At 27.1% G+C, this 18,839-nt stretch carries 18 protein-coding genes; 15 read left to right on the top strand and 3 right to left on the bottom strand.

Annotated features, from left to right (window positions below):
• Positions 1–23: 23 nt before the first annotated feature.
• Positions 24–656: a GyrI-like domain-containing protein gene (locus C7380_RS07810; RefSeq protein WP_109604947.1), complete on the bottom strand. Its 633-nt coding sequence runs from the start codon at positions 654–656 to the stop codon at positions 24–26.
• Between the two features lie 122 nt (positions 657–778).
• Here C7380_RS07810 and C7380_RS07805 point away from each other — a divergent pair, with 122 nt between their 5' ends.
• The 4 genes from C7380_RS07805 to C7380_RS07790 are packed head-to-tail and all read left to right on the top strand — an operon-like array spanning position 779 to position 4,253.
• Positions 779–1,633: an ABC transporter ATP-binding protein gene (locus C7380_RS07805; protein WP_109604946.1), complete on the top strand. Its 855-nt coding sequence runs from the start codon at positions 779–781 to the stop codon at positions 1,631–1,633.
• The gene (locus C7380_RS07800) at positions 1,630–2,628 is read left to right on the top strand and encodes an ABC transporter permease (protein ID WP_109604945.1); all 999 of its coding nucleotides are present in this window, start codon (positions 1,630–1,632) and stop codon (positions 2,626–2,628) included. Before C7380_RS07805 ends, C7380_RS07800 begins: the two co-directional genes overlap by 4 nt.
• Positions 2,629–2,632: 4 nt before the next feature.
• Positions 2,633–3,622 carry an ABC transporter permease gene (locus tag C7380_RS07795; protein WP_109604944.1) on the top strand — a complete coding sequence of 330 codons (990 nt, stop codon included), beginning with the start codon at positions 2,633–2,635 and terminating at the stop codon, positions 3,620–3,622.
• A gap of 10 nt (positions 3,623–3,632) precedes the next feature.
• Positions 3,633–4,253 carry a TetR/AcrR family transcriptional regulator gene (locus C7380_RS07790; RefSeq protein WP_109604943.1) on the top strand — a complete coding sequence of 207 codons (621 nt, stop codon included), beginning with the start codon at positions 3,633–3,635 and terminating at the stop codon, positions 4,251–4,253.
• 32 nt (positions 4,254–4,285) lie between these two features.
• Here C7380_RS07790 and C7380_RS07785 read toward each other — a convergent pair whose 3' ends face one another.
• A complete protein-coding gene (locus C7380_RS07785; RefSeq protein ID WP_206050562.1) occupies positions 4,286–5,806 on the bottom strand; it encodes a serine hydrolase in 1,521 nt (506 codons plus the stop codon).
• A gap of 432 nt (positions 5,807–6,238) precedes the next feature.
• On the opposite strand from C7380_RS07785, the gene yhfZ reads away from it, so the two are divergent.
• The 11 genes from yhfZ to C7380_RS07730 all read left to right on the top strand — a co-directional run bounded on the left by yhfZ (position 6,239) and on the right by C7380_RS07730 (position 16,154).
• On the top strand, positions 6,239–7,165 hold the full coding sequence (yhfZ, locus tag C7380_RS07780; RefSeq protein WP_109604942.1) for a GntR family transcriptional regulator YhfZ: 927 nt from the start codon (positions 6,239–6,241) through the stop codon (positions 7,163–7,165).
• A gap of 10 nt (positions 7,166–7,175) precedes the next feature.
• Positions 7,176–7,538, top strand: coding sequence for a PRD domain-containing protein (locus C7380_RS07775; RefSeq protein WP_109604941.1), 363 nt, complete (start codon positions 7,176–7,178; stop codon positions 7,536–7,538).
• A 17-nt stretch (positions 7,539–7,555) separates the two neighbouring features.
• Positions 7,556–7,915: a DUF2620 domain-containing protein gene (locus tag C7380_RS07770; RefSeq protein WP_109604940.1), complete on the top strand. Its 360-nt coding sequence runs from the start codon at positions 7,556–7,558 to the stop codon at positions 7,913–7,915.
• Between the two features lie 18 nt (positions 7,916–7,933).
• A complete protein-coding gene (locus C7380_RS07765; RefSeq protein WP_109604939.1) occupies positions 7,934–9,214 on the top strand; it encodes a YhfT family protein in 1,281 nt (426 codons plus the stop codon).
• A gap of 54 nt (positions 9,215–9,268) precedes the next feature.
• The gene (locus C7380_RS07760; RefSeq protein WP_109604938.1) at positions 9,269–10,348 is read left to right on the top strand and encodes an amidase; all 1,080 of its coding nucleotides are present in this window, start codon (positions 9,269–9,271) and stop codon (positions 10,346–10,348) included.
• A gap of 1 nt (position 10,349) precedes the next feature.
• Positions 10,350–11,228 carry a phosphotriesterase family protein gene (locus C7380_RS07755; protein ID WP_109604937.1) on the top strand — a complete coding sequence of 293 codons (879 nt, stop codon included), beginning with the start codon at positions 10,350–10,352 and terminating at the stop codon, positions 11,226–11,228.
• 1 nt (position 11,229) lies between these two features.
• A complete protein-coding gene (locus C7380_RS07750; RefSeq protein ID WP_109604936.1) occupies positions 11,230–12,330 on the top strand; it encodes an aminotransferase class V-fold PLP-dependent enzyme in 1,101 nt (366 codons plus the stop codon).
• Positions 12,331–12,334: 4 nt separating this feature from the next.
• A complete protein-coding gene (locus C7380_RS07745; RefSeq protein WP_109604935.1) occupies positions 12,335–13,495 on the top strand; it encodes a YhfX family PLP-dependent enzyme in 1,161 nt (386 codons plus the stop codon).
• Positions 13,496–13,500: 5 nt separating this feature from the next.
• On the top strand, positions 13,501–14,706 hold the full coding sequence (locus C7380_RS07740) for a phosphopentomutase (RefSeq protein ID WP_109604934.1): 1,206 nt from the start codon (positions 13,501–13,503) through the stop codon (positions 14,704–14,706).
• A 19-nt stretch (positions 14,707–14,725) separates the two neighbouring features.
• The gene (gene nagB / locus C7380_RS07735) at positions 14,726–15,451 is read left to right on the top strand and encodes a glucosamine-6-phosphate deaminase (protein ID WP_109604933.1); all 726 of its coding nucleotides are present in this window, start codon (positions 14,726–14,728) and stop codon (positions 15,449–15,451) included.
• 85 nt (positions 15,452–15,536) lie between these two features.
• Positions 15,537–16,154, top strand: coding sequence for a hypothetical protein (locus tag C7380_RS07730; RefSeq protein ID WP_109604932.1), 618 nt, complete (start codon positions 15,537–15,539; stop codon positions 16,152–16,154).
• A 24-nt stretch (positions 16,155–16,178) separates the two neighbouring features.
• Here C7380_RS07730 and C7380_RS07725 read toward each other — a convergent pair whose 3' ends face one another.
• Positions 16,179–18,134 (bottom strand): methyl-accepting chemotaxis protein, encoded by a 1,956-nt coding sequence (locus C7380_RS07725; protein ID WP_109604931.1) that lies wholly within the window; start codon positions 18,132–18,134, stop codon positions 16,179–16,181.
• Positions 18,135–18,839 lie beyond the last annotated feature (705 nt).

Here is an 18,839-nt window from a genome sequence, read left to right as displayed (position 1 = left end):
ATAAAAAAAAAGATGCATTATAATTATAATGCATCTTTTTTTGCTATTTTATACCTTAAAACAGTTTTTAATTTAGATACTTCTGTTCTTCTTGGATCTGAAATATAAATTTCTTTATGTCTTTTATCTATTCTAAAAAAATCATTTTTCAAACAAAAATCATCCATTACTTCAAAAGATTTATACTCTTCATCATAAATTCCAATATGCATAATCTGACAACAAAGTCCTTCATCAATGAACTCAAATTTTAATTTTTCAACAAATTTATTATCACATTTCTTATTTTTAACTATTTTTAAAAAATAATCAAATAACTCTTCATTCAAAAAATCTGGTTGTCTCATCATCATCTTTGCTTTAAAATTATTCTTATCTTTATTACCAACACTCTTATTCAAAACATCCCACTCACCTTCAAGTGGAAATACTGTATATTTATAATAATTTTCTGGTATTCTTTCACTCTTATAAGACATTTTTACAGTATAACTAAAACTATACAAAGCTTCAATCAATTCAGAAAATTCTTCTCTATTTGGATCTCCTTCAAATTCAACAGTTACATAATTTAATAATGGCAAATCAATTATACATGGCTTTTTACCAGGTAAATAAATATTTTTATAATCTTTTCTATAATTAATTTCTTTCATATGATCACCTCCAATAATAAAATAATATCATAAATTACTGACATATATTGACAAAAAAATAAAAATATGATATTATTAGACCAACTGGTCTAAACCACTTAGTCTATAAAGGGGTGAAAATAATGATAGAAGTAAAAAATTTATTCCATAAATACTCAGAAAATTCTGATTATGCTGTAAAAAATGTTTCTTTTGAAATTCCAAAAGGGGAAATATTTGGTTTTCTCGGTCCCAGCGGTGCTGGAAAAAGTACTGTACAAAAAATATTGATTGGAATATTAAAAAAACAAAAGGGAAGTATAGTAATAGATGGCATAAATTCTGAAGATCTAAAAAAAGATTTTTTTGAAAAAATTGGCGTATCTTTTGAACTTCCAAACATGTATTCAAAACTATCTGGATATGAAAATTTAAAATACTATGGTGGATTATTCAAAAAGAAAACAAAAGACCCTTTAAAATTACTCGAAAGCGTTGGATTATTACAAGATAAAGATAAAAAAGCTTCTGATTATTCAAAAGGAATGAAACAAAGACTAATATTTGCAAGATCTCTTATAAATGATCCAGATATATTATTTTTAGATGAACCCCTATCCGGATTAGATCCTTCAACTGCAAAAAAATTAAAAGAAATAATAATAAATGAAAAAAATAATGGAAAAACAATATTTTTAACAACACATAATATGTTTGTTGCAGACGAATTATGCGATAAAGTAGCTTTCATAAACAATGGAGAAATAGTTGCAATGGACACTCCAAAAAATTTAAAAATAAAATATGGAAATAAATCTGTAAAAATTGAATACCATGAAGAAAATAAAAATAAAGAAATAATTTTATTCTTAGAAAAAACTGAAGATAAAGAAAAAATTAAAAAAATAATGGATACAAAAGAAATATTAACCATACATTCTGGTGAAGCAACACTTGAAGAAATATTCATACAAATTACTGGAAGGGGGTTATCATGATTAAAACTCTTCTAAATACTCTCAAAATAGATTTTAAAGTGGCATTTAAAAATAGTTTTATGCTAATAATAATAATAATGGCAATAATATATATTCTTTTAATAAATTTTGTATTGCCAGAAAAATTAGAAATGTCTCAAACTCAAGTAATTGCTTATGATTCAACATCACAAAAAATATTTGAAAATAACTTCAAAAACTTAACATACATAAATGATAAAGATAAATTAAAAGAGAGTCTATTAAAAAATGAATCGGCTATTGGAATAATACTAAAAGAAAATACTGCCGAAATAGTCTTAAGAGGCTATGAATCTCAAACTCAAATAAACAATATAAAAGCTATAATATCTAATTTATATTCAAGAAATTATAAAAGCTATGAAATAATAACCTTGGGAAAAGAAGTTAATAAATTATCCTTTAATAAAAAAATGCTTCCTGTATTAATAGCAACAGATGTAATAATGATGGGCTTTTTATTCATTGCTGCCATGTTATTCCAAGAAAAACAAGAAGGTAGTATCTCTGCATACAGAGTAACTCCAGCGGGAACAATAAATTATATATTATCAAAAGTACTTATAAATTCATTTCTCGCTATAATATTTGGAATAATAGTTTCCATATTCACTATAGGATTTCAAATAAATTATATAATATACACAATAATAATATTCGTTTCAGCTTTTCTTGTATCTTTATTCGGTTTATTTCTTGCACAATTTTATTCATCTATATCAGATTTCATATATATAGCTTTGATATTCAATGTTATCGCAGCATTACCAGTAATGGGATATTTTAATCCAAGTTTATATATAAACATTTTCAAATATATACCATCATATCCAGTGATGTTTGGAATAGATACCTTAATGACTTCTGGAGATATATCTAATTCTTTAAAAACACTAATAGTACCGATTATAGAATTACTAATAATAAGTCCTTTAACTTATATCACCATAAAAAGAAATCTCATCAGGAGATGATATTATGAAAATAAAAAATTTATTAAAAAAAGATTTTAAATTAATATTAAAAGACAAACTAAATATAATATTCTATATAATGCCCTTAATACTTATAATAATTATAAAAATATTTTCACCATCATTTATGAATAGTAGTTCAAAACTTTTATTAATGAACAATATAGATAAAGAAATAAAAACAGAATTACAAAAATATTATGATATAAAAGAATATGATGATGAAGAAGATCTAATAAAAAGAATAAATAGTTTTGATGATATTATAGGAATAAAATATGAAAATTCTCAAATAAAAATATTAGTTCAAGGAAATGAAGATCCATTGATAAAAAATCAATTAAACAATATACTAAGTCATATACAAAATGAAAGACAAATCAATATTGAAACAAGTTCATTGGGAATCGAAAACAATCAAATATTAAATATGATAACCTCGCTCTCAATACTTCTTGTTATAGGTATACCTGGAGTTTCTATGGGATTTTTAATGGTAGAAGACAAAGAAAGTAAGATGATAGAAGCTTATTCAGTTTCTCCTTTAAATTTAAAAATATATATGATAGAAAAAATAATATTTGCATCGATAATATCTGTAATACTTGGAATAATATCTCAAATAATACTTATAGGATTTAATTTTAATTATTTAGAATTCATATACATATTGATTCTAGGAACATTATTATCAATAACAGTAGGAATAATAATAGGAACAATAGCAGATAATCAAAATTCAGCAATTGCAATATCAAAAACAATAATTTTTATATTCATAATGTTACCAATGATAGCAGTTATACTTCCACAAAAAATACAATATTTCTTCTATATACTCCCAGGATACTGGGTGTATAACATAATATTATCTGGAATAAATGAAACAATGATAAATTCATTTTCAAGTTTTATAATAGCTCTTATTTTACACATACTTGTTATAATAGCAATGATACCAAAAATGTCAAAAGAATTTAAGCTTAAAGTATGAGGTGTAGAATATGGATTTTAAAGAGTTTAAAAATAAAGAAAGACTTATGTCTTCCGCTATAAAAGAATTTGGCGACAAAAATTTTCAAAACGCTTCATTAAATAATATATTAAAAAATGCCCAAATAAGTAAAGGCACTTTTTACTACAACTTCAAAACAAAAGAAGAACTATACTTTTACTTAATAGAAAAAATTGCTCAAGAAAAATCACAATACTTCGAAAATTATTATAATGAAAACAAAATAGACTATTCAGACATATTTTCTGTTTTTGAAATACCCGCGAAAATAGGCTTAAGATTTGCTTCTGAATATCCAGAATATATAAAATTTGGACAAAATGTTGTAAATGAAAAAGATCCGAGAATAAATCAAAAAATACAAAAGAAATTATCATCTGCTACAAACCAATTCATAAAACCAATAATAAAAGCATCAATAGAAAAAAATATAATAAGATCCGATATTCCGGAAGATTTTATAAATGAACTCATGAGTTTTATGATATCAAATTACTACAAAATAATAGAAGAAAATATTGATTTCAATGATAAAAATTATTATGAAAAAGCGATAAAAAAATTTAATTATCTAATAGACATATTAAAAAATGGACTATTAAAAAAATAAAGTCAGATGAGTTTTCTCATCTGACTTATAAATTATTTTATTGATTCATAAACTATATTACATACTTCTCTACTCAAATATCCAGTACTATTATATTTTGTAAATGGATTAACTCCATTATGTTGTTTATTAGTCAAAATAATTATCTGTAAATCAAAATTAGGATCAAATATAACCTGTGTTCCTGTAAATCCTGTATGACCAAAAGTTTCTTTTGATCTATTGCTTCCCATATACCAAGATTTATCAACTTCAAAACCATAACCTTGGCCAAATCTCTTTGGACTTGTAAATTCTTTTACTATATCTTCATCATAAACTCTTGTAGTGTCATAACCGCCACCATTTAACATAGTTTGTCCTAAAATTGCTAAATCTCCTGTTGTTGAAAATAATCCGGCATGTCCAGCAACGCCATGATTAGCATAAAAAGCATTACCATCATTAACTTGTCCTATTAAAACATAGTTTCTCCAACCATTAAATTCATTAAAATACTTGCTTTCTTCACATTTATAACCAAAAGAATCATCCATAACCATTCTGTATTCATATGGATTGCCCCAAGAAGTTGCTGCTATTCTTGAATTTAAATCTTCAGATGGTAAATATCCAGTATCAACCATATTTAATTCATTATAAATTGTTTTTGCATATTCTTCCATTGGCATACCACTTGCAGCTTCAACAATAAAGCCAAGAGCCATGAAACTAAAATCTGAATACCTTCTATCTGTACCTGTTTCATATTCGAGTGGTAAATTATTTATAAAATCAAGTTCTTCTTTTCTATTATTAACATGATAAAAAGTTGGTTTCCAAGGTGTAAGACCTGAAGTATGTGTAAGTAAATCTGCAATAGTTATATTCTCTTTACCATTCTTTCCAAATTCTGGCAAATACTTAATAACTTTATCTTCAACACTATTAATTTTACCTTCAGATATTAAAGACATTATAGATTGTGTAGTTGCCATAACTTTTGTAACAGAAGCAAGATCAAAAATAGTATTAGTATTCATATATACAGGATCTTTAAGTAATCCTTTTATATCATATTTCTGAGCAAAACCATAAGCCTTTTCTTTAACTATATATCCATCTTTTGCTATTAAAACAACTGCACCAGGTGTTATACCTTTTGAAATTTCACCTTCAACAACAGCATCAATCTTACTTAAAACATCTGAATTCATACCAGCTTTTTCAGGTAAAGCTTTTTCAAGTGTGATGAAAGGAACTACAACTCTTGCAACTTTTTTAGATTTATTAACAAAAGCTATATCATTAACTCCATCAACAACAAACTTAGAAACATTTACTTTCAAAACATTTTCATCAGAATCAAAAATATTTACTTTCATACCATTGATGAAAAGTTCCATATCAGAAACAGATGCACCATTCTTTTCTATAAATAAAGATGCATTATTCTCATGAGCTTTAAATTCACCTTTAAATTGATCCTTAACCAAACTGTCTATTTGACCTGTAAAAGCAAATGAAAAAACAAAAATACTTAAAACAAAAAGTAAACTGAAAATCTTTTTCATGAACTCCCTCCTCTTGATTATTAAAAAATCCTTATTATACAATATACAGTTAACTGTATATTTAATTCTTTTTACAATTTCCATTATACAATTAAAAAAATATTAATCAATTCCAATAATTTATAATAAAAGGTAATTAAACTTAAATAGATAAAAAATACTCTATATTTAGAAAGATTGCTAATAAATAAGTTTCAAAAAATAAAAATAAAACTATTTTAATTAATACAAAGAAGATTTTCATTGTTAATCATACTTATTTTTAAATAAATAACTATAATTATTTATAATCTGATTTTGATAAAACAAAAATATTTATTATAATTTTGATAATATACAGGAAATTGTATATTATTGTAATTATTAATCTTTTTTTATTTTTTTATTTTTTAAATTAAAAATACAGTATTTTGTACAATGGGGGAATGTCTTATGGAATTTAAAAATAAACTAATGCAAAAGAATGGTCTTGTAGCCACACTTTTGGCGAGGGAATTCATAACCAAAAATGAAGGCGAGAGAATAAACACTGTTTCTTATTACTCAGAAAAATTCTCATATGGTAGGGGTACTATTCAAAATGCTTTAAATCTTTTAAAAGATAGTCAGGCTATAAAATTAAGAGCGAAAGGTCATAAAGGAACTTTCATAGAGAAATTAAATTATGAAATACTATGGGATTTTACAGGTTTGGGAACATTGATGGGAGTTATGCCACTTCCTTATTCAAAACTTTATGAAGGACTTTCAACGGGACTTTATAAATCAATAGAAGGCAAAAATATTCCTTTCAATCTTGCATATATGAGAGGAGCTAAAAATCGTATTGAAGCTTTAAAAAGAAAAAGATATGACTTTGCAGTACTCTCAAAATTTGCTGCATTGAATAGTATAAAAAATAATGAAGAAATAGAAATCATAATGGATTTTGGAAGATATTCATATGTTAATGAACATGCCATGATATTTTCAGAAAAAGCAAAAACTAAAATAGAAAAAAATATGAAAGTGGGTATAGATAAATCTTCATTAGACCATTACATATTAACACTTGATGCCTGTAAAGGTATAGATGTGAACTTCATAGATTTACCTTATAATCAAATATTATCGAAGGTAATAAACAAAGAAATAGATGCAGCTATATGGAATGTTGATGAAATAAATGAAAGAAAAATGGATATAAAATATTATAAACTTGAACGTGAGAATATAAAAGGTGAAGATACTCAAGCTGTAATTGTGGTAAATAAAACAAATGATGGAATAAAAAATCTTCTATTAGACATAATAGATCAAAATCTTGTAAAAACATATCAAAAAAATGTTGTAAAAGGAAACATAATTCCAAATTATTAAGGAGGCAAACATGGAACTAAAAGACAGACTAAATATTTTAAAAGAATCAGGACAATTAGATCAAAAAACATTTGAAGAAATACATCAAATAATAAAATCCATTTTTGATGATTACAAAATAGAATTAAATGAAGAAAATGGAGCGATGCTTATAACTCATCTTTCAATTGCTTTAACAAGAATAAAAAAAGATGAAAAAATAGACTCAGCAGATGATTTTATAATTGAACAAATAAAAGCTGATAAATACTTTGAAGAATCTTTAAATATCATAAAAAAAATAGAAAATATAATAAAATTAGAAATTCCTGAAAATGAAAAATTCTTCATTCAAATGCATTTATGTGTACTATTAAACAATGAATTAAAATAATAAAAGGGGGCATAAAAATGCTAAAAATAGTTGTTGGTGGTCAGATTGACAAAGACGCAGTGGCAAAAAAAATAAAGTCTATTGGTGGAGATAATGTATCAGTAGAAGTAAAATCAGATATGGAAGCAGCAATGGCAATAAAAACTGGACAAGCAGATTATTACTTTGGTGCATGTAATACTGGTGGAGGTGGTGCATTAGCAATGGCAATAGCTTTATTGGGAATGCCAATGTGTGCAACAGTTTCTATGCCTGGAAATGTAAAATCAGATGCTGAAATAATATCAGAAGTAAAAAACGGTAAAAAAGCATTTGGATTTACACCGCAACATATGGATCAAGTTATACCTGTAATCATGAAGGAAATCTTAAAATAAAATTTAGGGGGTAATTCCATGGAGTACATTTTAATCGCATTGATAGGCGGTTTCGCTTCTATTCTTGCAAACAAAGGTGTAGCAGTATTTAACGATGGTTTAAGGCCTATTGTTCCTGAATATTTAGAAGGAAGAATAGACAAAAAAGCTCTTGCAGCAACAAGTTTCGCACTTGGTTTTGGTCTTGTTATAGGATTTGGAATTCCTGTTTCAATAGCAGCAACAATAATCTTAATACATTCCATACTATTGGGAACAGATATTATTGGAACATGGTCACCTGATGGCAAAAAAGGAGTAATAATTGCTGGTGTAATAGGTGCTTTATACGGTTTAGGTTTATTATTTGGACTTCAATCAATAGTAGATGTATTTGCAAAATTACCTGTAAACTTTTTACCAGCTTTAGGACAAGTTGGAGCTCCTATAATTGCAGCATTTGCAGTATTTCCAGCAGTTGTTGTTGGTTATCAATACGGAGTAAAAAATGGAATGATAACCTTAGTAATATCTTTCTTAGTTAGACAAATAACACAGTACTATGGAATATTTACAATAGGAGATTCAAAAATAGCTTTAAATCCAGAAGGTATGGCTTTACTCGCTGGAATGATAGTTATGTTAATATACGCAATGAATGAAAAAGCTGATCCAAATGCAACACAAATGGATTATAAAGGATTATTTGGAGACAGAGTAAAGAGAATAAAGAAAAATGTTATTTGGCTTGCAATAATGGGTGGATTAGTTGCCGCTGCTACAAGCTATGGAACATTAGCAGGAGATCCTATATCATTAAACCTCTTAGCTGAAGGAAAAAATACTGAAGCAGCTTTAACTGCATTCGCAAGAGGAATAGGATTCATCCCATTAGTTGCTACAACAGCACTTGCTACAGGTGTTTATGGACCTGTTGGTATGACATTTGTATTCGTTGTAGGAATTTTAACAAAAAATGCTTTCTTAGCTTTCATATTGGGAGCAATAGTTATAACTTTAGAAGTTCTTTTATTAGAAGTTCTTGCAAAAATGCTTGATAAATTCCCTGGAATGAGAAAAGCTGGAGACAATATAAGAACAGCTATGTCAAAAGTTCTAGAAGTTGCATTATTAGTTGGCGGTATGATGGCTGCAAATCAAATGGCTCCAAAATTAGGATTCTTTATAGTTGTAGGTTTATATGTATTGAACAAAACATCAAAGAAACCTATAGTAGATATGGCAGTAGGACCTGTTGGAGCTATATTAGTAGGAATTTTAATAAACTTATTATCATTAATTGGACTTTACAGTGTATAAAAAAGATGGAGGCTTTCGCCTCCATTTTAATATAAAAAATCGGGAGAATCTAATATGAGAGATAAGCTTGTATATAAAATAGCAAAAAAAAATATAAAAGCATTTGATTTTAAAGATATCACTATAGAAAAAATAAATACAGATATATTAAATATAATGATGGAAAAAATAGAAACTTATGATGATTTTTATACATTTGGAGTAAAAAATACTTCTTCAATAAATAAAGACATCATAAGAAAACTTTCAAATAAAAATTATTTATTCCATACAATAGATAAAATGTCAGATGGCGGTAGGGCAATAGATATAAATATAAAAAATCCAATAACTGGAAAAAATATGACGGGCTCATCCTCTGCCTCGGCTGTAAATGTATTGTATGGAATAAATGATTTTGCAATAGCTACAGATGGAGGTGGATCTGTAATAAATCCAGCTATTTCTTTAAACTTATTTTCAATTCTTCTAAAGGGAGCAGGATTAAAAGCAAAAAATTCAAAAAAGTCTACAGATAACATAGAATTCACAGCTGGAACTGGAATAATTTCAAAAAATTTTGAAATAATAGAAAATATATTTAAATTACTTTTTGATATAAAACCAGAAAATAAAAAATATATAATAGCTATCCCCTCAAATCTATACACAGCCGATGATAAACCCATGAAAGAAACACTTGAAAATATAATAAAAAATGTAGGAAATGTACAAATAAAAGAATTCAAATATCCAGATTTTTCAAATAGAGAAGAATCTATAAAACAAATAAAAAAAATATTCAAAGAAGTAGATTTTATATCCTGTATGGAAGGACCTACTGATATATATGGAATGGGAGATTCTGTATTTGGTTGTATGGGAGAAACTTATAAAAACGAACAAAATAAATCTGGAAAATACCTCTCAAAAATTGCAAATATGATAAACTCATCTGCCATATCAATACCAACAAATGAACTTTCAAAATCTTTATTAATATGTTCAAAAGAGAATGTACAAAACACTGCAAACTTAATCGAATTCTGTAAACAAATATATCAAATATATGAATTACCAGAACTATATAAAAGATACTTTTTAAAATCTTATGAACGAAAAAAGCAAGAATACTTTTTTAAGGAAGGTGATTAATATGTTAAAAAACGGATATACTTATATGCATGAACACATGAGAATAGATTTATCGGGAGTAAAAAAAGATCCAGATTGCAGACTTGATTGTTATGATCAAACAAAAGAAGAATTATTAGAATTAATGGGGAAAAATGTAAAAAATATAGTTGAAGTTACAAATATGGGTATGGGTAGAGATATCGGATATATACTAAAATTAAGAGAAGAAACTGGAATGAACTTTATATTTTCAACTGGATACTATAAAGAACCATTTTTACCAGACGAAGTTTATACAAAAACAAAAGAAGAGCTTGCCAAAATAATGGAAAATGAAATAATAAATGGCATAGAAAACTACGGAGTGAAAGCACAAATAATAGGAGAAGTTGGTTCTTCAAAAGATAAAATAACTCCTGCTGAAGAAAAAGTTCTAAGAGCGGCAGCAATAGCTCATAATAATACAGGAAGGCCTATAACAACACATACAAGTCTTGGTACCATGGGTTTAGAACAAATAGAACTATTCAAAGAAATGAATGCAAATTTAGATAAAATTATACTCGGTCATACTGATTTAACTGGTGATATAGAATATATAGAAAAACTAATACAAAAAGGCGTTTATGTTGAAATAGATACAATAGGAAAACTGAGTTATTTAAGTGATGAAAAAAGAATTGAAATATTAACAAATCTTTGTAAAAAAGGTTTATCTGAAAGAATAGTATTATCTGTAGATATAACAAGAAAATCACATTTAAAATACAAAGGTGGAATTGGATATTCATATCTTTTAGACAAATTCATTCCTGAACTAATAAAAAATGGAGTAAAAGATACTGACATAGAAAATATGCTAATAAACAACCCGAAAAAAATATTGGAGAGTGAATAAATTGAAAACATATCCTCTTAAATCATTAAATATAGAACAAGCTAAAAAATTACAATTTAAAATGATAGACTCTATAACAAAAAATTTCCAAGGGCATGAAATACTTTCAAGAGGAGACCTCGGAGTAGTGATGGGTCAAAACAAACCAACAACAACTATACAAGTTGAAAAAACAATTGCAGATTTCTTCGATGCAGAAGATGCTATACTATTGAGAGGATCAGGAACAGGTGCTTTGAGATGGGGTTTAATAAGTTTTATAAACAACAATGAAAAATTGCTCGTACATGATGCACCTATCTATCCAACGACAGAAGTTACTTTAAATACTATGGGTGTAAAAACAATAAAAGCTGATTTCAATGATATAAATGATATAAAAGAAAAAATCGAAAAAAATCCTGACATAAAAGGTGCTTTAATACAACATTCAAGACAAAAAATAGAAGACTCTTATGATCTTGAAAATGTTATAAAAATAATAAAAAATGAAAAAAATATACCAATAATAATAGATGACAACTATGCTATAATGAAAACTCAAAAAATGGGTACACAATGTGGAGCTGAATTATCTGCATTTTCAACATTTAAACTTCTCGGCCCAGAAGGTGTTGGTTGTCTTGTAGGAAAAAAAGAATTAATTCAAAAAGTAAAAAACTTAAATTATTCTGGTGGAAGTCAAGTACAAGGACATGAAGCTATGGATGTAATATATGGTTTAATATATGCTCCTGTATCTCTTGCAATTCAAGCAGAAGTAAATGATGAATTAGTAAAAAGACTTAATAATAATGAAGTTCCTCATATAAAAAATGCATTTTTAGCAAATGCACAATCCAAAGTTCTCTTGGTTGAATTCGATGAAAATATAGCTTATGATGTATTAAAAGAAGCTGAAAAACTCGGAGCAATTCCACATCCTGTAGGATCTGAATCAAAATATGAATTTGCCCCTATGTTCTATAGAATATCCGGAACATTTAGAGCTGCCGATCCAGAACTCGAAAACAGAATGATAAGAATAAATCCTATGAGAAGTGGTGCAGACACAATAATAAGAATACTAAATCAATCTATAAATAAAATTTCCAAGAGGTGATGAAATGTTCCTTGAAAAAACTATGAAAAGAAATCCAAAATTAATACAAACTGCTTTTGAATTACATCAAAATGGTTTGATACCACCAGACACTTATATAATAGATCTCGATACACTTTTAAAAAATGCGAAATCGATAAAAGATGAAGCAGACAAATATGGAGTAAAACTATTTTTTATGACTAAACAACTCGGTAGAAACCCTTATATTGCCGACCAATTATTAAAAATTGGATATGAAGGAGCTGTAGTTGTCGATTTTGAGGAAGCAGAAATACTCGCCGCAAATAACATAAAAATTGGAAATATTGGACATCTCGTACAAACTCCAAACTCTATGATCAAATATTTTTTAGAAAAAGATCCAGAAATAATGACTGTATATTCTATAGAAAAAGCTCAAAAAATAAATGATGAAGCTCAGAATTTAGGCAAAACCCAAAAAATAATGCTGAGAGTATTAAATGATGGTGATATGTTATATCCAGCTCAATATGGTGGATTTTATTTAAACGAATTAGAAGAAGCCATTAAAAAAATTCAAAAAATGGAAAATATAAAAATATATGGAATCACTTCATTCCCGTGTTTTTTATATAATGAACAAAAAAAAGACATATTACCAACTCCAAATATTCAAACTATAAAAAAAGCTATAAAAATATTAAATGAAAATGGAATAAATCCAGGTCATATAAATATGCCTTCGGCAACATGTACACACACCATAAAAAAAATAAAAGAAAATGGTGGAACACATGGTGAACCTGGTCATGGACTACTTGGAACAACCCCTATGCATGCAGATTTTGATATGAAAGAAATACCTTCTATGGTATATGTAAGTGAAATATCACATAATTTAAAAAATTCCTCATTCATGTACGGTGGAGGACATTATAGAAGATCTCATATGGAAAATGTTCTAGTTGGTAAAAACATAGAAAATTCAAAAATAGAAAAAACTATAATGCCAGATGCAGAAAGTATAGATTACTATATAGAAATAGACCAAAACAATGCAATAGGAGACACAACAATACTAAATTTTAGAACTCAAATCTTTGTAACAAGAAGTAAAGTTGCAGTAGTAAAAGGGATACAAGAAGGGAAAGCTGAAATAATTGGTTTATATGACAGCCAGGGCAGACTCTTAAGGAGATGATCTTAATGGGAAAATTTACAGTTATAGTTTTAGATAGTTACGGTGTAGGTTATATGGATGATGTTATAAAAACAAGACCAGAAGATTTTGGTGCAAATACAGCAAAACATATATTTGAAAAAACTCCAGGATTAAAATTACCAACTTTAGAAAAACTTGGATTAATGAATGCATTAAATATGGAAACAGAAGATATGAAAAAAAATCCAGATGCTGTTTTTGGAAAATCAAGTTTAATGCACTTCAATGCAGATACATTCTATGGTCATCAAGAAATAATGGGAACAAATCCAAAACATCCAATAATGGAACCATTCTCAAAAAAAATAGATATAGTATACAATGAATTAATCAAAAAAGGCTATAATGTAGAATATATAGGCGAAAAATTAAAAATATTATTAGTAAACAATTGTGTAACAGTTGGAGATAATCTTGAAGCAGATGGAGGTCAAGCTTATAATGTAACCTCGACCTTCGATAAAATATCTTTTGAAGAAGTTATAGAAATAGGTAAAATAGTGAGAAGTCAGGTACAAGTTTCAAGAGTTATAGCCTTTGGTGGAAAAGATGTTACAAAAGATGACTTAATAAACTCAATAGAAACAAAAGATGATACATACATAGGAGTAAACGCTCCAAAAAGCGGTGTTTATAATAAAGACTATCTCGTAATACATCTTGGATATGGAATAGATCCAGAAGTGCAAATCCCAACAATATTAGGAAAAAACAACATCCCTGTAACCTTAATTGGAAAAGTAGCTGATATAGTTGAAAATAGATATGGAAAATCAATTCCAGGTGTAGATACAGAATATGTAATGAAACAAACTATAGAAGAATTCAAAAAAATGAAAGATGGATTCATATGCACAAATGTACAAGAAACTGATTTAGCTGGTCATGCCGAAAATGTAGAAAGATATGTAGAAAAATTAAAAGTTTCTGATAAATATATAAAACAATTAATAGATATAATGGAAGATGATGACTACTTAATAGTAATGGCAGATCATGGAAATGATCCTACAATAGGCCACTCACATCATACAAGAGAAAATGTACCACTCTTAATATACAATAAAAATAAAAAAAATATCAATATTGGACATAGAAAAACAATGTCTGATGTTGGCGCAACAGTTGCCGAGTACTTTAAAATTGAAGCCCCTGAAAACGGCACATCATTTCTCAATCAAATAATATAAATTTTAGGAGGATGATTTTGTGAAAGTTATAGTCGTAAATAATTACGAAGAAATGAGCATAAAAGCTGCTCAAATAGTGGCAAGTCAAATAATATTAAAAGAAGAATCTATTTTAGGATTAGCAACAGGAAGTACTCCAATAGGAATGTATAAAGAATTGATAAAACTCTATGAACAAAAAATAATAGACTTTGAAAAAACAAAAACATTCAATCTCGATGAATATTTCGGATTGAGCAGAGATAATGATCAAAGTTATTATTATTACATGAGAAATAACCTTTTCAACCATATAAACATAAAGACTGAAAATACAAATATACCAGATGGTACGGCTAAAGATATACATGAAGAATGTATAAACTATGAAGAAAAAATAAAAAAAGCTGGTGGAATAGACTTACAAGTACTTGGAATAGGAACAAATGGCCATATAGGTTTTAATGAACCAGATATAAAATTTGAATCTACAACACATCTTGTAAATCTTGATGAAGAAACTATAAAAGCAAATTCAAGATTCTTTGATTCTATAGATGAAGTACCTAAACAAGCTATAAGCATGGGAATAAAAACGATAATGCACTCAAAAAAAATAGTACTTCTTGCAAATGGAAAAAACAAAGCAGATGCAATATATGGCACAGTAAAAGGAAATATAACACCAGAATTACCAGCATCAATATTACAATTGCATAATGATGTATACATAATAGTAGATAAAGAAGCAGCTTCAAAACTATAAATACTCAATAATTCCTTTCTTTAAGAGTTGTTTAAGATAGAAAACATAAAATAAATAAAAACAACAAAAAAGGAAGGGAGAAAGAATGAAAAATATTATATTTCTTTTTTCTACATTATTATTAAGTATAAACTTATTTCCTATGACTTTCAATACAAATGATATACCAAGATTAAAAAATGGCAAAATAACCATAAGAAGATTGCCAACAGAGATAAAAACAATAAAAATGGATATTAAAGTCATACAAATAAATCAAAAGCCAGATGAAAATGGAATATTAAAAATAAAAATCTCCGATGGAAATACAGAATATACTGCATTTATAAATGAAGAAAACAAAAATCTTTTAGAAACAAATAAAAAATATCAAATTCAAGGTTATCAAACTGCCATAGGAAAAAACATAGGTTTAAAAATAACAATAATAAACAACAAAAACCTTGAAAATAATAAAAAAGAACAAAAAAACGATGATGAAATAATAAATTACAATGGGAAAATAAGTTATATAAGTGAAATTCCCGATGAAAACAACCTATATGAAATAATAATAGAAAACGAATATGAACACAAATTATTCTATATAGATGAAAATCTCATAAAAAAAGACAAAATATATGAAATAAAAGCAAACAAACAATGGCTAAATGACTTTAAAATAAATATAATAACTGAAATAAAAATAAAGGAAGAACAATAAAGTTCTTCCTTTATTTATTACTTATTATTTTAATTTAAAAGCACTTATACTCTTCTTAAGATTTTCTGATAATCCTTTAAGTTCTTCAGAACTATCTTCAATCTTACCCGTGTTACTCTTTTGATGATCCAAAGTATTTCCTGTTTGAATCAATTTTTGATTTATTTCAGCAACTGCATTATATATTTCAGTAATTGAAGAATTCATTTGTTCAGCACTTGCACTTTGCTCTTGAGCATTGGCAGTTAAATTCTCCACAGCAGAATTCATACTTTCAACCTGATCAAAAATAAGTTTAAATTTATTTGAAACATTACTCATTTCAGAATCTACAACTTGTATTATATCAGAAGTTTTATGAGTTGCCTTATTGACAACATCAGTACCACTCTTTATCTTACCCAAGATTTCACCTATTCTATCAGTTGCCTTAGCAGACTCCTCTGCAAGCTTTCTTATCTCATCTGCAACAACAGCAAATCCTTTTCCAGCTTCACCTGCACGGGCTGCTTCAATTGCTGCATTCAAAGCAAGTAAATTAGTCTGTTCGGTAATAGAATAAATACTATCAACTATATTTTTTACTTCATCCGCATTAGCAGAAAGTATTTCTACATTCTTTTCAGTTTCTTGAGACTGCCCCACAGCTTGTTTAATAGAATTAATCATTTCTTTAATACTGTGATACCCTTCTTTAGCAGAATCATTGGTATTGTTCGCAAGATCGTTCAAATTCTGAGATTCTTTAGAAACAGTTTGAGAATTTGTAGCAACTTCATCAACACCTATTTTAACCTGTTCTATTGTAGAAAATGCACTTTGAGAATCATTTTGAATAGTTACAGACTGTTCTGCTAAATACTCTATACCTCTATTATTCTCAAAAGAAACATCTTTGAGAGAATCAGAAGATTTCTCTATATCATCAGAGGCATTCTTTATATTAATAATATAATTCTTAAGATTTTCTGACATATAATTCAAAGAATTTGCTATCTCATCTATCTCATCCTTATTTTTTGATACAAATTCAACTGTGAGATCACCTTCACCAAAAAGTTTAACATCTTTTGATAATCTCTTAAGTGGATTTACAATACTTCTAATATAAAAATAAGAAATAAAAATAGCAAAAATTATTATTACACCAGATATGATACCAGAATAAATAGTTTGATCAATTGGAGCCTTAACTATATCGGCACGTTCAATAGAAGTATAAACTATCCACTCAAACTCTGGAATCTTTTTATAATAACCAAATCTATCAACACCATTTATAGAATAATGAACAACACCACTCTCCGAATCTACGTTTAAAAACAACTCCTCATTAGATCTGTCTTGACCTATTAAATTCCTATCCGAATGAAGAATATTTTTACCCTCATATGTCAAAACAAATGATTGTGCTGAATCATAACCTATATTTTTCTCAAGCATCATAACTAAATGATCATAATCTAAGTCCATTCCAAGAACACCCTGCATACCAGAACTCTCAAAATTAAAAACTATTGAAATTACAGTCTTATTATTAAAACCCTGCAAATAAGGATCAGTCATGACAATGCTATCTGGATGTTCCATTCCAACTTTATACCAATAAGAATTCGTAGGATCATAAGAATCATTCAGATCATAATCTGGTTCAGAATAAAAAGTACCATTACTCAAACCCATATAAATATTATCTATCATCTTATATGAATTCACCAAATTATTAAAATTCTGAAAACTCCAACTCAAACCATTCTTTTCAAGATTCAACTTAACATAATTAGAAAGTTCTATAACAGGATTCATATAAGACCTTATATAATCGGTCAAATCCTCATTTTTGGTCATAACAATTTTCTCTACACTATCATTCATCTTATTATAAAAATTAAAAGAACTATAAGATGTCAATATGACCAAAGGAATAACAGAAATCAAGATCAATAAAGAAATCATCTTTTTTCTAATGCTAAACTTCATAAACTCCCTCCCACTCCAAAATAAACTCCGGAAAAATTTAAAATAAAAATGCGATTATAACAAGCTTTCTAAAGAAATTATAACATATATTTAAAATATATGTTATTTCAAGTATCAACAATTAAGCAAGTATAAAAAAAGAAAACTTCAATTATTAAATAATATTATTTAATTTCACAAAATATCTAAAAACTACTAATAGAGTTAACTCCAATATTTTCACAATCTTAACCTTTTTTGTCCGATTTAAAACTTGACATGAAGTTAACTCCATTTGATTTAATATAAGTGAATAAACAAATACCATATATCTCTAAGGAGGGATAATATGATAAAAAAAATAAGAAAAAGAGAAGATCTATACAATTCAGAATCATTCAATCAAATAATACTTGAATACATTAGAAGAATATAAGTCGGATTTATCCGACTTATATTTTTTTATAAAAATTAACCAAAATCCTCTAAAATACTAAAAAATTCCGATAAAATAAATGTTATAATTAATAATAAGATACAAAATCTTGTTAATCTAATTTTTTTTAATTATTTATAGTGACTTGAAAAATAGAGCAATAAAAAAGGGATATGAAATAAAAAACAAGTAAACGAAAAGCAACAAAAATAAAAACAAGTAAAAAAAGGAATAAAAAGCGATAAAAAAGAGAAAAAAGAGAAGGGAAGAAAGAAAAAAAGATAGCAAAA

It is taken from the genome of Oceanotoga teriensis, from assembly GCF_003148465.1.
Lineage (GTDB): Bacteria > Thermotogota > Thermotogae > Petrotogales > Petrotogaceae > Oceanotoga > Oceanotoga teriensis.
This window is presented reverse-complemented; position numbering and strand designations above follow the sequence as displayed.

Bases quoted from the DNA above. Each gene is read 5' to 3' on its own strand.
- C7380_RS07800 (WP_109604945.1), top strand. From the start codon at position 1,630: ATGATTAAAACTCTTCTAAATACTCTCAAAATAGATTTTAAAGTGGCA.
- C7380_RS07770 (WP_109604940.1), top strand. From the start codon at position 7,556: ATGCTAAAAATAGTTGTTGGTGGTCAGATTGACAAAGACGCAGTGGCA.
- C7380_RS07755 (WP_109604937.1), top strand. From the start codon at position 10,350: ATGTTAAAAAACGGATATACTTATATGCATGAACACATGAGAATAGAT.
- yhfZ (WP_109604942.1), top strand. From the start codon at position 6,239: ATGGAATTTAAAAATAAACTAATGCAAAAGAATGGTCTTGTAGCCACA.
- C7380_RS07740 (WP_109604934.1), top strand. From the start codon at position 13,501: ATGGGAAAATTTACAGTTATAGTTTTAGATAGTTACGGTGTAGGTTAT.
- C7380_RS07810 (WP_109604947.1), bottom strand. From the start codon at position 656: ATGAAAGAAATTAATTATAGAAAAGATTATAAAAATATTTATTTACCT.
- C7380_RS07745 (WP_109604935.1), top strand. From the start codon at position 12,335: ATGTTCCTTGAAAAAACTATGAAAAGAAATCCAAAATTAATACAAACT.
- C7380_RS07760 (WP_109604938.1), top strand. From the start codon at position 9,269: ATGAGAGATAAGCTTGTATATAAAATAGCAAAAAAAAATATAAAAGCA.
- C7380_RS07785 (WP_206050562.1), bottom strand. From the start codon at position 5,806: ATGAAAAAGATTTTCAGTTTACTTTTTGTTTTAAGTATTTTTGTTTTT.
- C7380_RS07725 (WP_109604931.1), bottom strand. From the start codon at position 18,134: ATGAAGTTTAGCATTAGAAAAAAGATGATTTCTTTATTGATCTTGATT.
- C7380_RS07805 (WP_109604946.1), top strand. From the start codon at position 779: ATGATAGAAGTAAAAAATTTATTCCATAAATACTCAGAAAATTCTGAT.
- C7380_RS07790 (WP_109604943.1), top strand. From the start codon at position 3,633: ATGGATTTTAAAGAGTTTAAAAATAAAGAAAGACTTATGTCTTCCGCT.
- C7380_RS07775 (WP_109604941.1), top strand. From the start codon at position 7,176: ATGGAACTAAAAGACAGACTAAATATTTTAAAAGAATCAGGACAATTA.
- C7380_RS07795 (WP_109604944.1), top strand. From the start codon at position 2,633: ATGAAAATAAAAAATTTATTAAAAAAAGATTTTAAATTAATATTAAAA.
- C7380_RS07765 (WP_109604939.1), top strand. From the start codon at position 7,934: ATGGAGTACATTTTAATCGCATTGATAGGCGGTTTCGCTTCTATTCTT.
- C7380_RS07730 (WP_109604932.1), top strand. From the start codon at position 15,537: ATGAAAAATATTATATTTCTTTTTTCTACATTATTATTAAGTATAAAC.